This window comes from Rhodohalobacter barkolensis (assembly GCF_002834295.1).
Classification (GTDB): Bacteria; Bacteroidota; Rhodothermia; order Balneolales; family Balneolaceae; genus Rhodohalobacter; species Rhodohalobacter barkolensis.
The window spans coordinates 1,200,615-1,219,995 of sequence record NZ_PISP01000001.1; the positions used below are offsets into that span (position 1 = coordinate 1,200,615).

A 19,381-nucleotide genomic window follows, 5' to 3' on the forward strand; every position below is an offset into this window, starting at 1 on the left:
GACAGAAAAGATCTCAGATCAATTCTTACTCGCCACATAAACTTAGACCTTCCCCAATCTTCAGCCCCTCCCTCTGAAGAACCGCCTAAATTTCGACAAACTACCGGGTTGCTTACGTTTTTGAAACCGATACCCTTTCTGCTTGGCTTAGTCTTTCTGTTCTCCTTTTACTGGGATTTTCCCGAATTAACTTTCTCATTTATGAGCTTTGAATTCCCTTTGAATGGAATTCTACGGATAATCAGCGTGAGTGGCATGATTGGTTTCCTAACCAATTGGATTGCCATAACCATGCTTTTTCGCCCCCTAAACAAACGTCCCCTGCTTGGACAAGGTCTGATTCCGGCTCAAAAAGATCGCATAGCCTGGCGACTCTCTACAGCTGTTGCTGAGGATTTAATCAACCCGGACCTCATCAAATCGAAAATTGAAGACTCCAATGTGATTCAAAACTACCGGAGTCAACTTCAAAACAGCCTACTCTCATCCGTCGAAAGTGAAACATTCCGGGATGAGTTTAAAGATTGGGTTGTAGATTACGTTCACAGTGTAGTCCATGATAATTCTTTCCGCGAACGGGTAAGTTTCTACGTATCAAAAGAGATTGAAACCGGGTTAATAGATAAGCCTGTTGAGCGAACCGCACTGAAAACTTATACGATTCTAAAGGGACAATCACTGCAGGAAATGATCGAAAATTCGATTGCAGATTTACCGATTACCGTAGAGCGAAACTTCGGATTTATTGATGAATTTTTTGATGAACTTCCGGCCAAGGCAGAGGAGGTATCAGAGGAGTTTGACCGGTTAATTACAGAGTTAATTTATAAACTGATTAACCGTCTCGACATCCGGAAATTTGTAGAAGAAAATCTTCAACAGTATGATGAGAAACGGCTGGAACTGATGATCAAAAATGCAACGAACGAACAACTCAAAACCATTCAGTATTTAGGTGCCATTTTAGGGGTGATTGGGGGCTTTGTAATATGGGAACCGGTGCTTAGCCTAACTTTTTTAACCCTTTTAGGTGCCACTGTCTTTCTGACAGATCGTGCACTTTACCAATAGATTGCTGTATTCTAAAACTTCTATAAATAGATAATCAATCTATTGACATACAATGATTTAAATAATTTTATTTAAAATATTTTTAACCACTGTAGTTTCATTATTCAGAACCTTCATAATAGAATGTAACCTCCAACCATAAATTGAAGCCTTATTTTTTTAGGTCACACTCAACATTAGTGGTTTCCATCAAAATTCAGGACAGATTTCAAAGTAATTTTGACCACCCTTATCCTTCCAGAACCAATAAAAAAAGGGAGCCGGTTAAACTAATTCCCTTTCATTTATTCCGAGTAAAATTTGACTCAGATATGCATCTAATTTTTCAGATTTATTCTATAATTTTCTTCACAAAATTGGGCAGTGCAAACGACCCGAAGTGTACCTCTTCATTGTAGTAGTTGAGCGACTTCAGGAGCTCGGGATTAGACCGAATTCGTTTCGTCACTTCGGAGCTCAGCGGGTCCTCCCCTTTGGTGGCGCAAGCCATCGACCACATGCCCGCCGGGTAGAGCGGAATATAGCTGAGATACATCTTTGAAATTTCGAACAGTTCATCCAAAGCAGTGAACACTTTCTTCATACTCGGGTAGTACGACTCCACCCACGGGCTTTCTGTCTGAGCGGTCAGAACTCCATCATCGGTCAGGGCGTCCAAGCAGAACTGATAGAAATCTTTTTCAAACAGACCTTCCGCCGGACCAACCGGGTCCGAACCGTCAATAATAATTACGTCGTAAGGATCTTTCACATTTTTGACGAACGCGATACCATCTTCATAGAGAACGTTCAGCTTGGGATTGTCAAAATCACCCACACCCGGGAAATGGAGCTTAGAGGCCTCAACTACGGTTTGGTCGATCTCTACCATGTCAACATGCTCAACGGAGCTGTGCTTCAAAACCTCACGTGCTGTACCGCCATCTCCCCCGCCAATGATCAAGACTCTTTTGGGATTTGGATGGGTAAACATAGCCACATGTGAGATCATCTCGTGATAGACAAATTCGTCGCGCTCACTCAGCATCACCATCCCGTCGATAGTCATCAGGTTGCCCCAGGTGTCGGTTTCATAAACCTCCACCAGCTGGTAATCAGACTGTTTTGCAAATAGTAGCTTCTTCAGACCAATCGTCAGCCCGGTCTGTTCGTTGTAGTATTCGTTGTATTGTAAAGGCATTTTTTTCAAGCTTCAGGTTTCAAGTTGCAGGTTTCAAGTTGCAGGCTTCAAGTTGCAGGCTTCAAGCAGCAGGTAGCAGGTAGCAGGTAGCAGGTAAACTGATTTATTTTTACAGACTAAATCAAACATACCTTTTACTGCCCGATACTTATACCTACTACTTGATACTCGATACACACTACTCAAGTCTATTTATACCACAGAACGGCTGCAGCAAATACAGACCCGCATCGCTCTACTTTGTGCTCAATCCCGAGAGACTTGATCTCTTTCAGCTTGCGATTTCTGTACTCAAAACCATCCACAACCATCTGTCGCACGATCTCTTCCACGTTTGTCAGAGGCGCATGATCTTCAAACTCCATAATCACTCCCGGCTCCCGGTCATCTTCCGGAATTCCGACTGCAATGGATGCAGAGATTAGCTGTCCCGGAGTTGTGCTGTCGATTGTTGCGTATGCTAACGGAATCAATCCACCTTTGGGTAGTGTGATCTCACTCACATCAACCTGCTCGGCAGCCGGAGGTAAAATACTGCTCATGCGCATCAGGTTTGTATCACCAACATTGGCGTTCAGCAGAGCTTTATCAAATGCATTGAGTCGTGTATGGCCTTCGCTGGCTCCTTTAACGAGAGTGTAAATATTTGGAGTTTTAACCATCATAATAGTAAAGGGTAATTTTTTAAATGATTGATATTATATTATTTACAAAATAATTGATCGAAATAAATTTCAACTATTTAACCTAATCAGACGAGGTCAACAGAAAATGCCGATGAAAGTATATTGGACTGAAATTTTATTCCGAAGATGCCAATTTGTGGTCAAGTAAAATGACCAACCGGTATTTCACCTCTCCTAACTCGTAAATAAATTAATTCGGCTGTAAATTCTGATCCGGCTTGAACAGTAATTTCTGCCCTTCAGGTACACGGAACATTCCTCTCTTCATCTCCATACTGGAGACATTTTTCGAATCAAAATAATCTTTGAGGTGCTCTTGAATCACCCAGGGATCAATGGTATCCCCGCAGGTAAAGATATCAACGGCCGCGTAATTATACTCGGGCCAGGTATGGATTGCCACATGAGATTCGGCAATCACAACCACCCCGCTTACGCCGTATGGACTGAACTTGTGAAAATTGTGGGAGATTATTGTCGCTTTTGATGCTTTAGTCGCTTGAATGAGGGAGTTTTCGATATATGAGACATCATTGATTTTGGATTCGTCACAATCGTAAAACTCAACCAGAATTTGTCTTCCAAGTGCTTCCATTTCACCGTGTTTGTTAAATTGTTAAAAGCTATGTTTTAGATAAATAGTGTTTGACAAAGTGTCGTTTTTTCCTGTCCATAAGGGTCAGTAGTTTTTATTCTTTCAGGTTCAATGTTCGACCATCAGTAAACAAATAAATTACACATAAATTTCTTATTAATGATAGCCCCCGCAAAAAAAATTAATCAAAAAAAAGCGGTCCAAAACTATAAGGATCTACTGCTTCCCCGCCTCATTGAGGAGCGAATGCTCACGCTTCTTCGGCAAAACAAAATCAGTAAGTGGTTTTCGGGTATGGGGCAGGAAGCAATTTCCGTCGGCTCAACGCTCAGCCTGAAACAAGAAGATTACATTTTACCCATGCACCGAAATCTCGGCGTGTTCACTACACGCAAGGTACCGTTGTATTCCCTGTTTACACAACTATTTGGAAAGCGAGATGGTTTCACGGGCGGACGAGACCGCTCTTTTCACTTTGGCACGACCGAACATCGAATCTTCGGGATGATCTCTCATCTGGCTGCAACCATGCCTGTGGCTGACGGAATTGCACTGGCGGCTAAACTCAGAGAAAAGGATCAGGTGGCACTCAGTTTCTGCGGAGATGGAGCTACAAGTGAAGGAGATTTTCATGAAGCTTTGAATCTCGCTGCCGTATGGAAACTGCCTGTGATATTTATGATCGAAAATAACGGGTACGGACTCTCAACCCCCTCATCTGAACAGTTTGCCTGCGAAAATATTGCGGATCGTGCTGTGGGATACGGAATGGAAAGTATGATCATTGATGGAAATGACTTTTTTGAAGTTCAGGAAGCGGTTACAAAAGCCCGAAAACTGGCTTTGTCAGGCAAACCGGTTTTGATTGAGGCCAAGACATTCAGAATGCGCGGACACGAAGAGGCATCCGGTACGTTTTATGTGCCTGATGAACTGTTTGAGCAGTGGAGTGAAAAAGATCCCATTAAGCGGTACGAAGAGTGGCTGCTCAATGAAGAAATTCTTTCAGAGTCTGAGATGGAATCGATCAGAGTTGAAATTAAATCTCAGTTCAACGATGATTTGGAAAGAGCTCTCGATGCAGAGGAACCTTCGTTTGATGAAAAGGAAGAGCTGAATCGTGCCGGATTCAAATCTCAGCCAAAGGCATCGAGCAATGGTAAAAAGCATGACTCATCAGAAAAAAGAATTATCGACGCTGTTCACCTCGCACAAAAGCAGGCTTTTACCGAAGACGACACTTTTGTGATGTTGGGACAGGATATAGCCGAATATGGAGGTGTATTTAAAGCTTCTGAAGGTTTTGTGGATCTGTTTGGAAAAGATCGGATTCGAAATACTCCGATTATTGAGTCGGGTGCCATTGGTGCGGCTATTGGTCTGGCAATTGAAGGATTTAAACCGGTTGTAGAGATGCAGTTTGCAGACTTTATATCATGCGGGTACAATCAGATTGTGAATAATCTTTCCAAAGGCCGCTACCGCTGGATGCCCGATATGAACATTACCATCCGCGCACCCCACGGTGGCGGAGTGGGTGCCGGACCGTTTCACTCTCAGTGTCCTGAAAACTGGTTTATGCAGCTGCCCGGTCTGCGAGTTCTGGTCCCGTCAAATGTTCAGGATGCACAAAATATGCTCTACACGGCTTTATATGATGAAAATCCGGTTCTCTTCTTTGAGCACAAAAAACTCTATCGAAGCATAAAAGAGATCACCCCGGATCACTGTGAATTCACCGATCTGGAAAAAGCCTCTGTAATTCGTGATGGAAAAAATGCAACCATCGTCACGTTTGGGTACGGTGTAGTATGGGCGAAAGAAATCGCGGAGGATTATGAAAAACAGGGCGTCAGTATTGAGATTATTGATCTGCGTTCTCTTGCACCCATCGATTGGGATACGGTTGTTGAGTCGATCCGGAAAACCGGACGTGTATTGTTATTGCAGGAAAATTCGGAGATTCTCGGGCCAATGAGTGAACTTTCGGCCGGAATTACCGAACGAGCATTTAAACTATTGGATGCGCCGATAATACGTTGTTCATCCCTTCACACCCCTGTTCCCTTCAACAAAGAGCTGGAAAAGGGATATATGGCAAATCACAGATTGAAGGAACAACTGGAAAAGCTGCTTAATTTTTGAGTCCATTAACCCTCGGCTGTCGAGTTTTCCCGATGCGAAGAGTGCTAATTTATTTAGTATGCACTTAGCCATGAAACTCGTCGGACGACTGAAGGTTTGGAGTTCATAGGTCAGTCTTTCCCAAAGTCGTCAGACGATGTCTTCTCATCAACAGTCGAGTTTGATCGAAGCAAAAAGCGTTCTGACTGTAAACTAGCTTTGTACGGCTGATTCCAGGAGTTTCAAGTATTTCTGATCGGCATCGAAGCGGGCCATGACTCCCTGCGGAATCGTGAAATTATCGGGGTCGTGGCTGATATCCATTCCCATTACGGCCGGAATACCCAATGGGCGGATATGCTGCTGTAAAATCTCCTTCAGGGTAAAATGAGAATCTGACGGGTCGGGGCAGATGGCGCATCTTCCAAAAATAAAACCGTTTAGATTGTCCAATACCCCAGCCTGTTTAAGGTGAACCAGCATACGATCAATTTTGTAGACCGGTTCGCCAATGTCTTCCACAAAGAGTATTGCTTCTTTGGTATCGGGTTGAATATCCGTACCCAGTGTAGTTGTTAAAATGCTCAGGTTTCCGCCCATTAATCTTCCTTCAACAATCCCGGGAAAAACAATCTCAACTTCACTTTCTGAATGAAATTCTGCCTTATCACCATCCATTAAAACGCTTTTGAAACTCTGCTTGGTCAAGTCAGTCCAGTCAGAAGTGCCGTTCGGTCCGTGAAATGAGATTAGGTTTGAGCGATGCAAAAATGCCATGTGCAGCGTCGTATTATCGCTGAAACCACAGTAGATTTTGGGATTCTCTTTAATCATCTCAAAATCAAGATAAGGTAAAATCCTTGCGCATCCCCAGCCGCCGCGAACAGCCACAATTCCGTCGATTTCGGGATCAGCAAAAAAACGATTCAGATCACGCGCCCGCTCCCGATCTGTTCCGGCAAGATATCCAAATCTCTCCTTTACAAACTCACCGAAAACCACATTTAACCCAAAAGACTCTAACACTCGTTTCATCCGGTCAAACTCCGACTCATCGTAGACAATACCGGCAGGAGCAGTCAGTGCTACGGTATCTCCCTTGTTCAACTTCTTCGGTCGAATCAGTTTGTCGTAATCCCGTTTCCCGGACTTTTGGATGAGTGAAAACCCGGCGACGCCAAGCCCGGCAGTTCTAAGAAAATCTTTTCGTCTCATTGTTAATCAGTTTGATAGAGATTGTGATCTTGAATATAACTCCGTACCGCATCCGGAATTGAATAGTTTTTACATTCTCCTTCACGAATTTGAGTAGAAGATATATCAAGTGGCTGATGATCTACAAAAATCGTGTTCTCTAAAATTTTTGAATCCACCCGGCTATGGTCAAATCCGGGACGATTTACAACCAATAAAGTACATTCGTCCAGAATCTCATTGTACTTGTACCATTTATGAAATGATTCCAGGCTGTCTTCTCCAATACAGAGAAAAAATAGATTTTCCGGATATTCTTCCTTGAGGTGACGAATCGTTTGCAAGGTGTAGGAAGGTGTTGGCAGATCTTTCTCCAAATCACTGATTTGCAAATTATCGTGATCTGAAAAGACCAGCTGCAACATCTTAAGGCGATGTGAAAAACCGGCCTGTTTTTGGTCGGTTTTATGAGGAGGAGTGGGAGTCAGTAAAATCCAAACTTCATCAATCAGACCACTATCAAGAAATGAATTGACCGCTTCTACGTGGCCTGTGTGAACCGGATCAAATGATCCCCCAAAGATTCCGACACGTTTCACAACAGTAGATTAACTGGATTGAGCAACAGAGTCACTGTCTTCTGCTTGTCTCAACCCTTGCTGTGCACGATCGTAAAGATCTTCTACTCGGCTACGGTTATCACCTCTTGGAAAGAGCTGAAGATAAGTTTCATAACTTTCCAGTGCTTTTTCAAATCGTTCTGCCTGACGATCAGGAACGCTATTTTCGGCATAGAGAATATATGACTCCATCTGATCTACAAGAGACCGTTCAGCCCAGGTTGTCTCCGGGTAGTCATCAATGACTATATCAAAATAGACAGCTGCCGCCTGATATCTGCTGGTTCGCTTGTAAAATTCACCGGCTGTGTACGATTTTCGCGCAAGTTTTGACCGAAGCTCTGAAATATATTCTCCCGCTTCATCCGCATACTCAGAGTTTGGAAACCGCGATAGCAGCAGTCTGAAATTTTCGATCGCCTGATACGTGTAGGTTTGATCAAGCCTGTATCTCGGACTCATATTGTAGTAGCTGAGAGCTTTTTTAAAATCAACCTCTTCTCTACGGGGTGAATTGGGGTGAAACTGAGCATATCGTTCATACTCTGAAGCTGCCAAAAGATAACGTCTGTTGTTAAAATAGCTTTCCGCTAAGTAATATTGAGCATCTTGCCCGATATCCGTTCCACGTCCGATAGAAATTACTGTTTCGAACGCACTGGCCGCTTCCGAATAATTCTCCTCTTCAAATTGATTGAGGGCTTTTTCGTATGCAACTTCAAGTGAGTCGCCGGGCCGAATAAGTTCGTTGCTTCGACATGAAACAAATAGGAGTGCTGCAGAAAATAAAAAAAGTAGGGTTCGCATGAATTTAACTTTCACGATTTTTCAAATATTTTATCAAGTGTTGAAGATCTTGTTTATAGTTGGAATCACCAAATTGTTGAAGAGCTTTTTCTGCCCTGCTGTAATATTCCAGATAATGTTCTTTCGTATCGGCGATCACATTGTACATTTCTAAGATGTCGATCACTTCCTCAACTTCAGAATCAGAAAGCGGAGTATCGGCCATTAATCCTAAAATTTTCTTTTGTTCCGGCTCGCTGCATCGTTCTAACGCACTGAGCAGTAAAAATGTTTTCTTTCCTTCGTAGATATCGCCGGCTTTGCGTTTTCCAAATTTATCAGGGTCAGCCACAACGTCCAGCCAATCGTCCTGAATCTGAAAGGCCAAACCCAGAGAGTGCCCAATGAGCGACAGCTGACCAAGTTGCTCCTGATCCGCATTTCCGCACATTCCCCCCATCTGCATAGCCGAACTGATCAGTGCTCCGGTCTTACCCTCGATCATTCGGTGATATTCATCAAGGGTAACATCTGTTCGGTTCTCAAACTCCATATCCATCGCCTGTCCTTCACAAACGGTATTGATCGAATTGAGAAAAATTTTGCTGACCTTTTTGTGATCTACCTGTGCCGGGAGGTTTTGAAGCTGGAGAAGTGAGTAGACAAACATGCTGTCGCCGGCCAGAATTGCTGTCGGTTCATCCCATTTTTTATGAACTGCAAGCTCGCCCCTCCTGCTGTCTGCCTGATCCATGATGTCGTCATGCATCAGTGTAAAATTATGAAGAAGCTCCACGGCAAGAGCAACAGGAATGGCTTCTTTAGGGCCTGAGCCGCACAACCCACAACTGATAAGTGCAAGAACCGGTCGTATCCTCTTTCCGCCATTACGTAATATATAGCGCTGAGGCTGATAAAGCGTCTCCGGTTTTTGAGGGAAGTTTATATTTTGCAGCTCTTCTTCGAAAAGAACAGCATACGACTTTAAAAAATCCAAATGCGTAGATTAATTCCTGATTAAACGGTTGCAAATATACAAAAAGCACAACTCAATATTTCAGATATCTAAACTGCATTTGGTTTAGAAGTAAAATTATGAAAATAGCTGTTTAAATATCTTTTACAGCTTCTTTCATTTTAAATAGCGAGTGAAGCTGGTGCGTAATTCTATACTTTTTAGTACGCACATTAGCTTCAGATAAACTAAAATAGTCACTTGCTTCTTTCGTCGTACAGTCGGGGTGATTGATGAAATAGAGAATAAACATTTGCGACTCGTCATCCAGTTCTCCAATGCATTCGAATAGCAGCTCTTTTCTCTCCTGTTCTACCAGTCTGTCAATCTGTTCGGCCGGTTCTGAAATTGAGCTTGTAACAAACTCATCACTAATCAATCGGCCATTTTTCCGGTATTGATTAAAATATTCATTCCGGGCCGTCATCATCATATACGACAACAATGATTTTGGATCATTTAGTTTACCTCCTAAAATCCTCTCATAAACATTTAGAAAAGCTTGCTGAACACACTCCTTTGCCGACTCTTCTGTTGCGGCAACGGTAACTTGTAAATATTCTACCAGTTTCGGAATCATCTCTTCGAGCAGATGATTGGTTTTTCTGATATTCTCTTCTTGTATATAATCGACCAGAGCAGAATAATCTACTCGTCGTTTCGCACTAATGCTCATATCCACCCTGATTCAATGCAAAAGTTAATCCTTTGTATTTATTGAAGTTTTGAGAACAGTTGTTTACTGTTTTACTTAATTCAGTAAGTAATATAATCAAATTCAGTTTATTAGAAAATTTTAATATTTAAAATTAATGTTTCTCTAATCACTCCTTACAGTTGCACTTCTTCTCAGCAAAATTATATGTACACTTCTCCTGTCCTTTTGAATCAATCTTATGTAATGATCCATCATGATTTTTGAAAAAGAGAACGCTGTAAACCTATTTAAAGAAACACTCAGGCAAGCCCACCCATCCAGGCTTATTCCATCCATACTCAGGATTGATTCGAAGCAAGGATTAATAACGATTATGAATCAAAAGGTTAAAATCCCATTGAGTCGCCCAATTTATATGATAGGGTCAGGTAAGGCTTCGGTGGAAATGGCTGAAGCGGTCTCGTCAGTTCTGAAAGAACGGCTAACAAAGGGAGTGATCATTACAAGTAAAAATCCTAACAAGCAGATTGAAAGGGTTGAAATATTAACCGGATCCCACCCTCTGCCCGATAAAAAGTCTGTTGAAGCCACCGAAAGGTTGATTGATTTTGCGACTTCAATACCTGAAGGAGCCTTGGTATTCAATTTAATCTCGGGAGGTACATCGTCACTGCTATGCAAGCCGGCAAAGGGAATTACAATTGATGACATCCAATCACTCTACAAACTTCTTCTGAATTCCGGAGCTACTATAGATGAAATCAACCTGGTCAGGAAATCGGTCTCCGAAGTTAAAGCCGGGCGTTTGTTGAACTGCTTTCAACAGAATGAACTTATAGATCTCATTATCTCTGATGTACCCGATGACAATATTGAGGATATTGGAAGCGGCCCAACCATTTCTCAAAAATTTTCCTTTCGGGAAGTTTCCTCGGTGTTAGAAAAGAGAAAACTATGGAACCGTATTCCAGACTCTGTTAAAACCCATTTGTCGGAAAAGCGTGACCTTGAGCCATTCAAATCAAAAAATATTCCAAATCATCACAGTTACACTATTCTATCTTCCTCTAAAGTAGCCGAACTGGCAAAAGGGATTATTGAAAATTCAGGTTTTAATGTTTACATGGATAGTCAACCATGGTCCGGCTCCATCAATGAATTTGAGAAGCACATTCTTTCCAAGGCAAAGACTTATATGGAGGATCAGACAAAGCCCACTGCTCTGATTTTTTACGGTGAATGCAGTGTAAAAGTAACCGGTGATGGCCTGGGTGGACGAAACCAGGAACTGGCTTTGAGAATGATCAAATCCTTGGATCAGTTCGATCGTAACGTTGTTTTTTTGAGTGCCGGAACGGACGGCATTGACGGGCCAACCGACGCGGCCGGTGCCGTAATTGATCAAATCAGTTTTAGTAAAGCTTCAGAAAAAGAGATAGACACTAACGACTACCTTAAACGTAACGACAGCTACCATTTTTTTGAAAAATTGGGTGGCCACATCAAAACAGGACCGACCGGAAACAATGTGATGGATTTACAGTTCCTGTTCATCCCATGAGTGAGAATTTATTTCAAATTTTTCCCCATACCCTTTCTCAATTATTTGTAGTTTTACAGATTCGAAGTGATTCAAACCCTGAAAGAGTTTTTTAATGAAGCAGTTTACCCTTCAGCCCGATTCAAACCCTCAAAAACCAACAAATTTTTTAAATCAACTGAATGAACAGCAGAAGAAAGCTGCATCACATGTAAACGGTCCACTTTTGATTATTGCAGGAGCAGGAAGCGGTAAAACAAGAGTGCTCACATATCGAATTGCGCACCTTCTTCAAAAACAGTACGCACTGCCTCAAAACATTCTTGCCCTTACTTTTACAAATAAGGCTGCGAGAGAAATGCAGGAGCGAATTCAGGATTTGATTGGTGAAAAGGCGGGTGGGCTGTGGATGGGGACGTTTCACTCCATCTTTTCAAAAATTCTCAGGTTCGAAGCAGACAAAATTGGCTACAACAGTCAGTACTCCATCTACGATACTACGGATGCCGAAAATGCCATTAAACTGATTTTAAAAGAGCTGAATTACGACCCGCGAGAAATTCGACCCCGCACAATTCAACACAAAATCAGTGACGCGAAGAATCAGCTGATCTCACCGGAGCAATACCAGCACAGGTTTGTACAAAGCACTCTGGATGATATCACCGCAAGAGTTTTTCAGATATATGCCAAGCGCCTGAAGCAGGCAAACGCTATGGATTTTGACGACCTGCTCATCAAACCGATTGAGTTGCTCGAGGAGCATCCGGATGTTTTGGAGAAGTATCAGGATCGGTTCCGGTATATTATGATTGATGAGTATCAGGATACGAACCATGCCCAGTATAAGGTAACCCGGCTGCTGGCAGACAAGTATCAGAATATCTGTGTGGTGGGTGATGATGCTCAAAGTATTTACTCGTTCCGAGGGGCAGACATCAGCAATATTCTGAATTTTAAAAACGACTATGATGACGCCCTGGAAGTTCCTCTTGAGCAGAATTACCGCTCCACGAAATTCATTCTTCAGTGTGCCGATTCCATCATCAAAAAAAATGAGAAGCAGCTCGATAAAACACTCTGGACTGATAATGAGGATGGAGATACGGTTACACTGCTTGAAAATTTTGATGAACGCGATGAAGCGAACCGCATTGTCAATTACATAAACGACCTGAAGCTTCGCCACGGTTATCAGAACAACGACTTTGCCATTCTCTACCGAACCAACTACCAAAGTAGAATTTTTGAAGAATCCCTTCGGCGCAGAGGCATTACCTATCAATTGGTAGGCGGTCTCTCCTTTTACCAGCGCAAGGAGATTAAAGATGTGCTGGCATATTTAACGCTGCTTGTCAATCCCGAAGACGAACAAGCACTGCTCAGAATCATTAATGAACCGAGCCGCGGAATTGGAAACAAGACTCTAAACCAGTTACTGAAAAAAGCTCGGGCTACCGGACAAAGCGTGTGGACGATCCTTCACGATGTGGAATCGGCTGATATATACAAACCTGCAAAGGCTAAAATTGCAGATTTCATTCATATGATCGAGAGTCTTAAAGAGATGCTTGAAACGGGCACTCCCGTATTGGATGTGACTAAAAAGATGCTTGAAAAAAGCGGATATCTGAAAGCTCTGGTTGAAGAGAATGACGCCAAAGCACTGACCCGCCGTGACAACGTTCTGGAACTTCAAAACGCGATAGCGTACTACCAGCAGAATACCAAAAACCCGAAGCTTTCCAACTTTCTGCAGGAAATTAACCTGATTACCGACAGTGACAAATATGATGAAGACAAACCTGCCGTTACACTCATGACGGTACACGCATCGAAAGGACTGGAGTTTCCGGTAATTTTCATTGTGGGATTGGAAGAAAATCTATTCCCGATGGGGCCGCGAGAAGGTGAAGAGGCCAATATTGAGGAAGAACGACGACTCTTTTATGTGGCCATTACCCGGGCTGAAAAGCAGCTCTTTTTCAGTTTTAGTAAACTGCGTTATAAGTATGGCGAAGAGCAGCGACAGGCTCGATCCAGGTTTTTGGATGAGGTAGATTCAGGTGTGGTTCGAACCGAAACCGGAGCTACAATTCAACAAAAAAATAATCACTTTGAAGAGTCCGGCGGAAATGACGGCAGTACTACCATCGAATATGAACACAACTGGAAGTCGCCCATTCATTCCAAAAAACCATCTGAAACATCATCAACCTATGAATATGAGTACGATGACGATCCATTCAGAACAGGCGCACAGGTGATGCATCCTAAATTTGGCGCCGGAAAAATTATTCAGCGTTCGGGATCGGGCAAAGATACCAGAGTTGTTGTATTTTTTAAGAATCGCGGACAAAAAACATTAATGCTTCGGGCCGCTAAGTTAAAAGTTCTCAGTTAATCAGAGGAGAATCTCTTGTTTAATGCTTTACGTTTTGCCGCTCTGGGAGTGGTATTTCAATTGTTTGCATTCGGAATTGTTACGGCTCAGATATCCCTTTCTGCTGAAAGTATGGGGCTGGGAGGCGGCGGTACGGCATATCTGACCGGTTACGAATCTCTGTTCGTTAATCCCGCTAATTTGCACATACAGGAGGAGAATTACTCAATGCAGATATCTGTGATGCAGAGTGGTATTTACAATGAATATTTGCTCCCCGAAACAGATTTCAGCCAAAGGTCCCGTCAATTCAGATCCGCATTCTTACCTTTCAAAACTTCGTCGCCCAACCTTGAACTGACTGAGGCAGACCGGAGCATTATACAGGACAGAAACTATCCCGGAAGCAGGCGGGTTGCGGCATTTCAATCAATGTCCGACATCCATTGGCTTGGATTGAAATGGAAAGGTGATCAAAAAACCTACGCCCTGGCGTTTCGCAGCAGAGTTTACAGCAAATTTGAACTGGGGCAAAGTTTCTTCTCATCCTCTGCGGTTGAACGCGGCAATAATCTTTATGGCGACCGCTCCTTTCGACATCAGTATCAATCTTTTCATGAACTTTCATTTGGTTATGCAGAATCGTTTGATTTTCTGAATGGCCTAACTCCTCAGCTGACAGAATTTATTGTCGGTATTGCACCTAAATTGGTCATCGCCGGCTCCTACCTTGATGCGCAGTACGATAACGTTTATGAATATCAGGATGACATCGACCGCTGGAACCGAAGTTCAGTCTACAGCCAGCGTTCAACCGGTGCCTTTTCAGGAAATCAAACCTATTTTGGGCAGAGTCAGGTTCCCGGATTTGTTGATGGTTCCTTTACTGATTTGATGAAACCTTCTGGATTCGGTTTTGGGCTGGATGTCGGGATCACCTACATGATTACTTTTGGCGGTGATTTATCCCTTATACAGCGGGATCAAACTCCAACGGAAAAATCGATGCGTCTCAGTTTATCCATTACTGATTTAGGCGCCGTTTATCAGTTTGACAACGCAGAAGAGATCCAAACCGACAGAGTTGAAGAAGAGTTGGAAGAGTTACCTGCCATTGCGCCCAAACGTTTTACAGGGGCTCCAAATGAACACCTATTTTTTCTGAATGATCAGGAGGATTCACCGTATGACTTGAACCCTGAATTTTCCTACGATTCATTTCTTTCCATGCTGCCAACATCTATTCAGGCAGGTGCCCTTTTTCAGATCAATCGCATGAAACTCATGGGTGATGTTCGGTTTCCTGTTGTAAATCACGAATTTGCATCCAAAGCGCCCATTGTCTACCTGGGAACGGAATTAAAACCTCTACCCTTTTTACCGGTTCGCCTGGGTACACGCATTGCGCCACATCTGCCGGGTTACTACAGTATCGGGTTTGGCATTGAGAGTAAATATTTTGAAATCAATACGGCCCTGAAAGTGAAGAGCAGCCAAATTGGTCCGACAAACGAGGTCGTTGGAGCCTCTATGGCGGGAATAAAAATCTTCCTGCCCTAAACCATTCACAATTCGATACTTAGAATCCATCAATATTTACCTTTTATTAAGTCAATGGATCAAAACTGACCAAGTGTCATAAAAATAGTGTCTCCACTCAATTTGGCAGAACAGAAAAAGAAGATATGACGTTATGGTACCAACACTCTTTTTGGCTCTGATTTTGCCACTTATAGAAGAAAGAGCAAAAAAATTTAATCTAAGTCTAATACATGTTTGACCAACGGTTTAAAATACAGACGGCATTTGACGATCAAGGCGATAATTTTGATGATTTCGAGCAGGCAATTCCCTTGATGAGTGAGGAAGAAGAGAAGAAACTCACCGAGTCTGAAGTACCGGAAAACCTCCCCATTCTTCCTTTAAAAAACACAGTCTTGTTTCCGGGCGTAGTTGTCCCGATCACAGTAGGGCGTGATCGGTCATTGGCGTTGGTAAAGGAAGCCTACGAAAGTGATAAAACGATCGGGGTTGTTACCCAAAAAGATGAGTCGATCGAAGACCCCGAACCTGCCGATATGTACAAATACGGTACTGTTGCCCAGATTTTGAAATTGATCAAAATGCCGGATGGCAGTAAGAGCGTAGTGATTCAGGGTAAAAGTGTTATCGAAATTGAAGAGTTTACCCAAAAGGATCCATTCTTCCGGGCGGATGTACAATCTGTTCAACAGGAGATGGATATCAGTGGTGTAGAACTGGATGCTTCAATGAGGTCTATAAAAGAGACCGCGAGTAAAATCGTGAATCTTTCGCCAAATATACCTTCTGAAGCATCCATTGCCATCAACAATATTTCAAGTCCGGCATTTTTGCTGAACTTCATCTCCTCCAACCTGCAAGTTTCCATAGCAGAAAAACAGGGCATTCTGGAGATTAAAAAATTCTCGGAGCGACTTGAAAAGGTCATGGAATTTCTGAACAAGGAGCTTCAGGTTCTCAATTTGAGCGAAGAAATCCGATCGAAAGTTAAAACCGACATTGACGATCAACAGCGTGATTTCTATTTGCGACAGCAGATGAAGGCGATACAGGAAGCGCTGGGTGAAGACAGTGAACAACAGGATATTGAAAAACTGAAGCAGCGTCTTGCCGAGAAGCAAGGACTCAGTGACGACGCAAAGGATACCATAGATAAAGAGCTTCAGCGGCTTGAGATGACGCCAAATTCATCACCTAACTATGGAATCATCCATAGCTACGTGGAGTGGATTCTTGATCTGCCGTGGGGTGAATTCTCGGACGATAAACTGGATCTGAAACGAGCCCGGAAAATCCTCGATGAGGATCACTACGGCCTTGAGAAAGTGAAAAAACGGATTGTAGAGTATCTTGCGGTTCTGAAACTCAAAAAGGACATGAAAGCTCCTATCCTCTGCTTTTACGGACCTCCGGGAGTTGGTAAAACATCTCTGGGTAAGTCTATCGCCAGAGCGTTGAATCGAGAATTTGAGCGATTCAGTCTGGGTGGAATTCATGATGAAGCGGAGATTCGCGGTCACAGGCGAACGTACATTGGCGCACTGCCCGGCCGAATCCTTAGATCTATGAAGAAAGCCGGCAAAGGAAATCCGGTTATGATGCTGGATGAGATTGACAAAGTGGGTTCCGATTTCAGAGGTGATCCCACCTCCGCCCTGCTTGAAGTACTTGACCCTGAGCAGAATGATACCTTTATGGACAACTACCTGGAGCTGGAATATGACCTCTCCAAAGTCATGTTTATCGCTACGGCTAACTCGCTGGATACCATTCCAGCACCGCTGCGCGATCGAATGGAGATCATCAACATCAGCGGTTACACACAGGAAGAGAAGATTGAAATCGCTAAAAAATATCTTATTCCAAAACAGATTGAAGAGAATGGACTTTCCAAAAAACAGTTCAAAATCTCAAACAAAGCTATTGAGAAAATTATTGATGAGTACACTCGCGAATCCGGTGTTCGCGGACTTGAGCGCCAGATCGGTGCGGTTTGCCGTAACGTAGCAGCTCAAATTGCAAGCGGTGATATCGAGAAGATGAGTGTAGGTGTAAAGGACATCCAAGATATTCTTGGTAAGCGCAAATTCTTCTCCGATGTTGCCGAACGAACAACTGTTCCCGGCGTGGCTACCGGCCTGGCTTGGACACCATATGGCGGAGACATCCTCTTTATTGAAGCGAGTGTTTCCCGCGGATCAGGAAAATTGCATATCACCGGACAGTTAGGTGATGTGATGAAAGAGTCGGCCATGCTGGCTATCAGCTACCTGCGAGCACGATATGAAGAGCTGAACATACCGGAAGAAGCATTTAAATACTGGGATCTTCACATACACGTGCCTCAAGGCGCGGTTCCGAAAGACGGACCGTCGGCCGGCGTGGCACTGCTCAGTGCGGTAGCTTCCATCTTTACGCAGCGTAAAGTGAAAGGCACATTGGCTATGACCGGAGAGATTACACTTCGAGGATTGGTCTTGCCTGTGGGCGGTATCAAAGAGAAAGTACTGGCCGCTAAACGCGCCGGAATTGAGAAAGTATTTCTACCTCAAAAGAATGAAAAAGATGTGGAAGAGATTGAAAAAGATGTCATCGGAAATCTTCAGGTGGAATATCTTGACCGAATGGAACCGATATTGGATCTGATTCTTGAGGATAAGCCGGTTCAGGATCCTAAAGAGTTCTTTAAGGTTCCTGATTCCCATAAGAATCAGGTTTCTGGAAACAATGCAAAAAGTGATTCCACTCAAGAAGTAACAGTAATGGATTAACTTTTTGCTGATAAACGAATGAAAACAATTAAAAGCCGGGCAGAGAGTTTCTGTCTGGCTTTTTTTGTTTACCGCTGATGCGCAGTGGACATAATAAGTATGCATTCAGTTACGAGGCATTTTAGAAAATCATTTAAACAATGATTTATGAATTTTCTCTTTGCACTCCGATTAATTCTAAATCATTTTTCGATTTAAAAGTCAAAAGGGTGTATTTTCTCACTCATGAAAAAAGGCCGAGTCATACAATCCACGGGTAAATGGTATAAAGTAAGCTGTGACGGTGACATCATCGACAGCCGGCTTCCGGGAAAATTCCGTCTTGATAAAAAAGAGGTAACCAATCCTGTGGCCGTAGGTGATTACGTAGATATTGAGATTGGTGATGACGGTACCGGATCGATTCAGAAAATTCATGACAGAGAAAACTACATCCCCCGTCAAGCCACGCACGGCCGCAGAGGTGAACAAATACTGGTTTCAAATGTAGATCGTGCCTGGGTGGTACAATCGGTAAAGCAACCCAAATTGAATACCGGCTTTATCGATCGATTTCTTGTAACCTGCGAAGCGTATGAGGTTTCGGGAGGAGTGATTTTCAATAAGATGGATTTGGCCAAATCCGGCGGAAGAGCTCATGTTCAGGAACTATCCGAGTTGTATCGATCGCTGGGTTACGAAACTGCTATTACCTCCGCTGAAACCGGAGATACCGATGATCTGAAATCAAAGATTGCCGGTAAAACATCCGTTTTCATTGGCCCGTCGGGTGTTGGAAAAACATCTCTTTTAAATCAGATTGAACCGGACCTGAAATTAAGGGTTGGTGAGATCTCTTCTTATTCTCAAAAAGGGAAACATACCACAACATTCGCTCAGCTTATCCCGCTAAGCGACGGTGGATTTGTGGTAGACACTCCCGGAATCCGTGAATTCGGGTTGGTGCACATAGACAAACCTGAGCTCTCCCTCTACTTCCCTGAAATGATAGAACCCCGTCAGCACTGTAAATTTTACAACTGTACCCACTATCATGAACCGAAGTGCGGAGTTATTGAAGCTTTTGAGGACGGTAAGATTGCGGCCAGCCGGTACAACTCTTACCTGAACATTCTTGAATCGCTTGATCGGTAATCTATTGAATAGAAAATGAATCCACTCAAATTCTGTAACAATTGGGTCTGTTATCACTCATTTTAATATAATAGCAAGGAAT

The 19,381-nt window shown here is 43.1% G+C and carries 15 protein-coding genes; 7 read left to right on the top strand and 8 right to left on the bottom strand.

Annotated elements, in window-relative coordinates; translation table 11 throughout:
- Positions 1-201: 201 nt before the first annotated feature.
- Entirely contained in the window at positions 202-1,071 is an 870-nt protein-coding gene (locus CWD77_RS04990) for a DUF445 domain-containing protein (protein WP_165779076.1), read from the top strand.
- Between the two features lie 331 nt (positions 1,072-1,402).
- On the opposite strand, the gene speE is transcribed toward CWD77_RS04990, so the two are convergent.
- The 3 genes from speE to speD form a co-directional block, all read right to left on the bottom strand.
- Entirely contained in the window at positions 1,403-2,251 is an 849-nt protein-coding gene (speE, locus tag CWD77_RS04995) for a polyamine aminopropyltransferase (RefSeq protein WP_101072111.1), read from the bottom strand.
- 188 nt (positions 2,252-2,439) lie between these two features.
- On the bottom strand, positions 2,440-2,916 hold the full coding sequence (locus tag CWD77_RS05000) for a pyruvoyl-dependent arginine decarboxylase (RefSeq protein WP_206017943.1): 477 nt from the start codon (positions 2,914-2,916) through the stop codon (positions 2,440-2,442).
- 211 nt (positions 2,917-3,127) lie between these two features.
- Positions 3,128-3,532 carry an adenosylmethionine decarboxylase gene (gene speD / locus CWD77_RS05005; protein WP_101072112.1) on the bottom strand — a complete coding sequence of 135 codons (405 nt, stop codon included), beginning with the start codon at positions 3,530-3,532 and terminating at the stop codon, positions 3,128-3,130.
- Positions 3,533-3,691: 159 nt separating this feature from the next.
- Between speD and CWD77_RS05010 the strand changes: the two genes are divergently transcribed.
- Positions 3,692-5,677 carry an alpha-ketoacid dehydrogenase subunit alpha/beta gene (locus CWD77_RS05010; RefSeq protein ID WP_101072113.1) on the top strand — a complete coding sequence of 662 codons (1,986 nt, stop codon included), beginning with the start codon at positions 3,692-3,694 and terminating at the stop codon, positions 5,675-5,677.
- A gap of 192 nt (positions 5,678-5,869) precedes the next feature.
- Here CWD77_RS05010 and CWD77_RS05015 read toward each other — a convergent pair whose 3' ends face one another.
- The 5 genes from CWD77_RS05015 to CWD77_RS05035 all read right to left on the bottom strand — a co-directional run bounded on the left by CWD77_RS05015 (position 5,870) and on the right by CWD77_RS05035 (position 9,947).
- Positions 5,870-6,871 carry a S66 peptidase family protein gene (locus CWD77_RS05015; RefSeq protein ID WP_101072114.1) on the bottom strand — a complete coding sequence of 334 codons (1,002 nt, stop codon included), beginning with the start codon at positions 6,869-6,871 and terminating at the stop codon, positions 5,870-5,872.
- Between the two features lie 2 nt (positions 6,872-6,873).
- Positions 6,874-7,449 (bottom strand): nicotinate (nicotinamide) nucleotide adenylyltransferase, encoded by a 576-nt coding sequence (gene nadD, locus CWD77_RS05020; protein ID WP_101072115.1) that lies wholly within the window; start codon positions 7,447-7,449, stop codon positions 6,874-6,876.
- Positions 7,450-7,458: 9 nt separating this feature from the next.
- Positions 7,459-8,277: an outer membrane protein assembly factor BamD gene (locus CWD77_RS05025; protein WP_101072116.1), complete on the bottom strand. Its 819-nt coding sequence runs from the start codon at positions 8,275-8,277 to the stop codon at positions 7,459-7,461.
- Between the two features lie 4 nt (positions 8,278-8,281).
- The gene (locus tag CWD77_RS05030) at positions 8,282-9,253 is read right to left on the bottom strand and encodes a polyprenyl synthetase family protein (protein ID WP_101072117.1); all 972 of its coding nucleotides are present in this window, start codon (positions 9,251-9,253) and stop codon (positions 8,282-8,284) included.
- 112 nt (positions 9,254-9,365) lie between these two features.
- The gene (locus CWD77_RS05035) at positions 9,366-9,947 is read right to left on the bottom strand and encodes an RNA polymerase sigma factor (protein WP_101072118.1); all 582 of its coding nucleotides are present in this window, start codon (positions 9,945-9,947) and stop codon (positions 9,366-9,368) included.
- A 235-nt stretch (positions 9,948-10,182) separates the two neighbouring features.
- Here CWD77_RS05035 and CWD77_RS05040 point away from each other — a divergent pair, with 235 nt between their 5' ends.
- The 5 genes from CWD77_RS05040 (at position 10,183) to rsgA (ending at position 19,299) form a co-directional block, all read left to right on the top strand.
- Positions 10,183-11,490: a glycerate kinase type-2 family protein gene (locus tag CWD77_RS05040; RefSeq protein ID WP_101072119.1), complete on the top strand. Its 1,308-nt coding sequence runs from the start codon at positions 10,183-10,185 to the stop codon at positions 11,488-11,490.
- Positions 11,491-11,584: 94 nt separating this feature from the next.
- Positions 11,585-13,873 carry an ATP-dependent helicase gene (locus tag CWD77_RS05045; protein WP_101072120.1) on the top strand — a complete coding sequence of 763 codons (2,289 nt, stop codon included), beginning with the start codon at positions 11,585-11,587 and terminating at the stop codon, positions 13,871-13,873.
- 15 nt (positions 13,874-13,888) lie between these two features.
- Positions 13,889-15,412, top strand: a complete 1,524-nt coding sequence (locus CWD77_RS05050) for a DUF5723 family protein (protein WP_101072121.1) — start codon at positions 13,889-13,891, stop codon at positions 15,410-15,412.
- Positions 15,413-15,624: 212 nt separating this feature from the next.
- Positions 15,625-18,165 carry an endopeptidase La gene (gene lon, locus CWD77_RS05055; protein ID WP_165779077.1) on the top strand — a complete coding sequence of 847 codons (2,541 nt, stop codon included), beginning with the start codon at positions 15,625-15,627 and terminating at the stop codon, positions 18,163-18,165.
- A 225-nt stretch (positions 18,166-18,390) separates the two neighbouring features.
- Entirely contained in the window at positions 18,391-19,299 is a 909-nt protein-coding gene (gene rsgA, locus CWD77_RS05060; protein WP_101072122.1) for a ribosome small subunit-dependent GTPase A, read from the top strand.
- Positions 19,300-19,381: the final 82 nt, after the last annotated feature.

What these genes read in the sequence shown, in the direction of transcription:
- CWD77_RS04990 (WP_165779076.1), top strand. Translation starts at nt 202, where the DNA reads ATGAGCTTTGAATTCCCTTTGAATGGAATTCTACGGATAATCAGCGTG.
- speE (WP_101072111.1), bottom strand. Translation starts at nt 2,251, where the DNA reads ATGCCTTTACAATACAACGAATACTACAACGAACAGACCGGGCTGACG.
- CWD77_RS05000 (WP_206017943.1), bottom strand. Translation starts at nt 2,916, where the DNA reads ATGATGGTTAAAACTCCAAATATTTACACTCTCGTTAAAGGAGCCAGC.
- speD (WP_101072112.1), bottom strand. Translation starts at nt 3,532, where the DNA reads ATGGAAGCACTTGGAAGACAAATTCTGGTTGAGTTTTACGATTGTGAC.
- CWD77_RS05010 (WP_101072113.1), top strand. Translation starts at nt 3,692, where the DNA reads ATGATAGCCCCCGCAAAAAAAATTAATCAAAAAAAAGCGGTCCAAAAC.
- CWD77_RS05015 (WP_101072114.1), bottom strand. Translation starts at nt 6,871, where the DNA reads ATGAGACGAAAAGATTTTCTTAGAACTGCCGGGCTTGGCGTCGCCGGG.
- CWD77_RS05025 (WP_101072116.1), bottom strand. Translation starts at nt 8,277, where the DNA reads ATGCGAACCCTACTTTTTTTATTTTCTGCAGCACTCCTATTTGTTTCA.
- CWD77_RS05035 (WP_101072118.1), bottom strand. Translation starts at nt 9,947, where the DNA reads ATGAGCATTAGTGCGAAACGACGAGTAGATTATTCTGCTCTGGTCGAT.
- CWD77_RS05040 (WP_101072119.1), top strand. Translation starts at nt 10,183, where the DNA reads ATGATTTTTGAAAAAGAGAACGCTGTAAACCTATTTAAAGAAACACTC.
- CWD77_RS05045 (WP_101072120.1), top strand. Translation starts at nt 11,585, where the DNA reads ATGAAGCAGTTTACCCTTCAGCCCGATTCAAACCCTCAAAAACCAACA.
- lon (WP_165779077.1), top strand. Translation starts at nt 15,625, where the DNA reads ATGTTTGACCAACGGTTTAAAATACAGACGGCATTTGACGATCAAGGC.
- rsgA (WP_101072122.1), top strand. Translation starts at nt 18,391, where the DNA reads ATGAAAAAAGGCCGAGTCATACAATCCACGGGTAAATGGTATAAAGTA.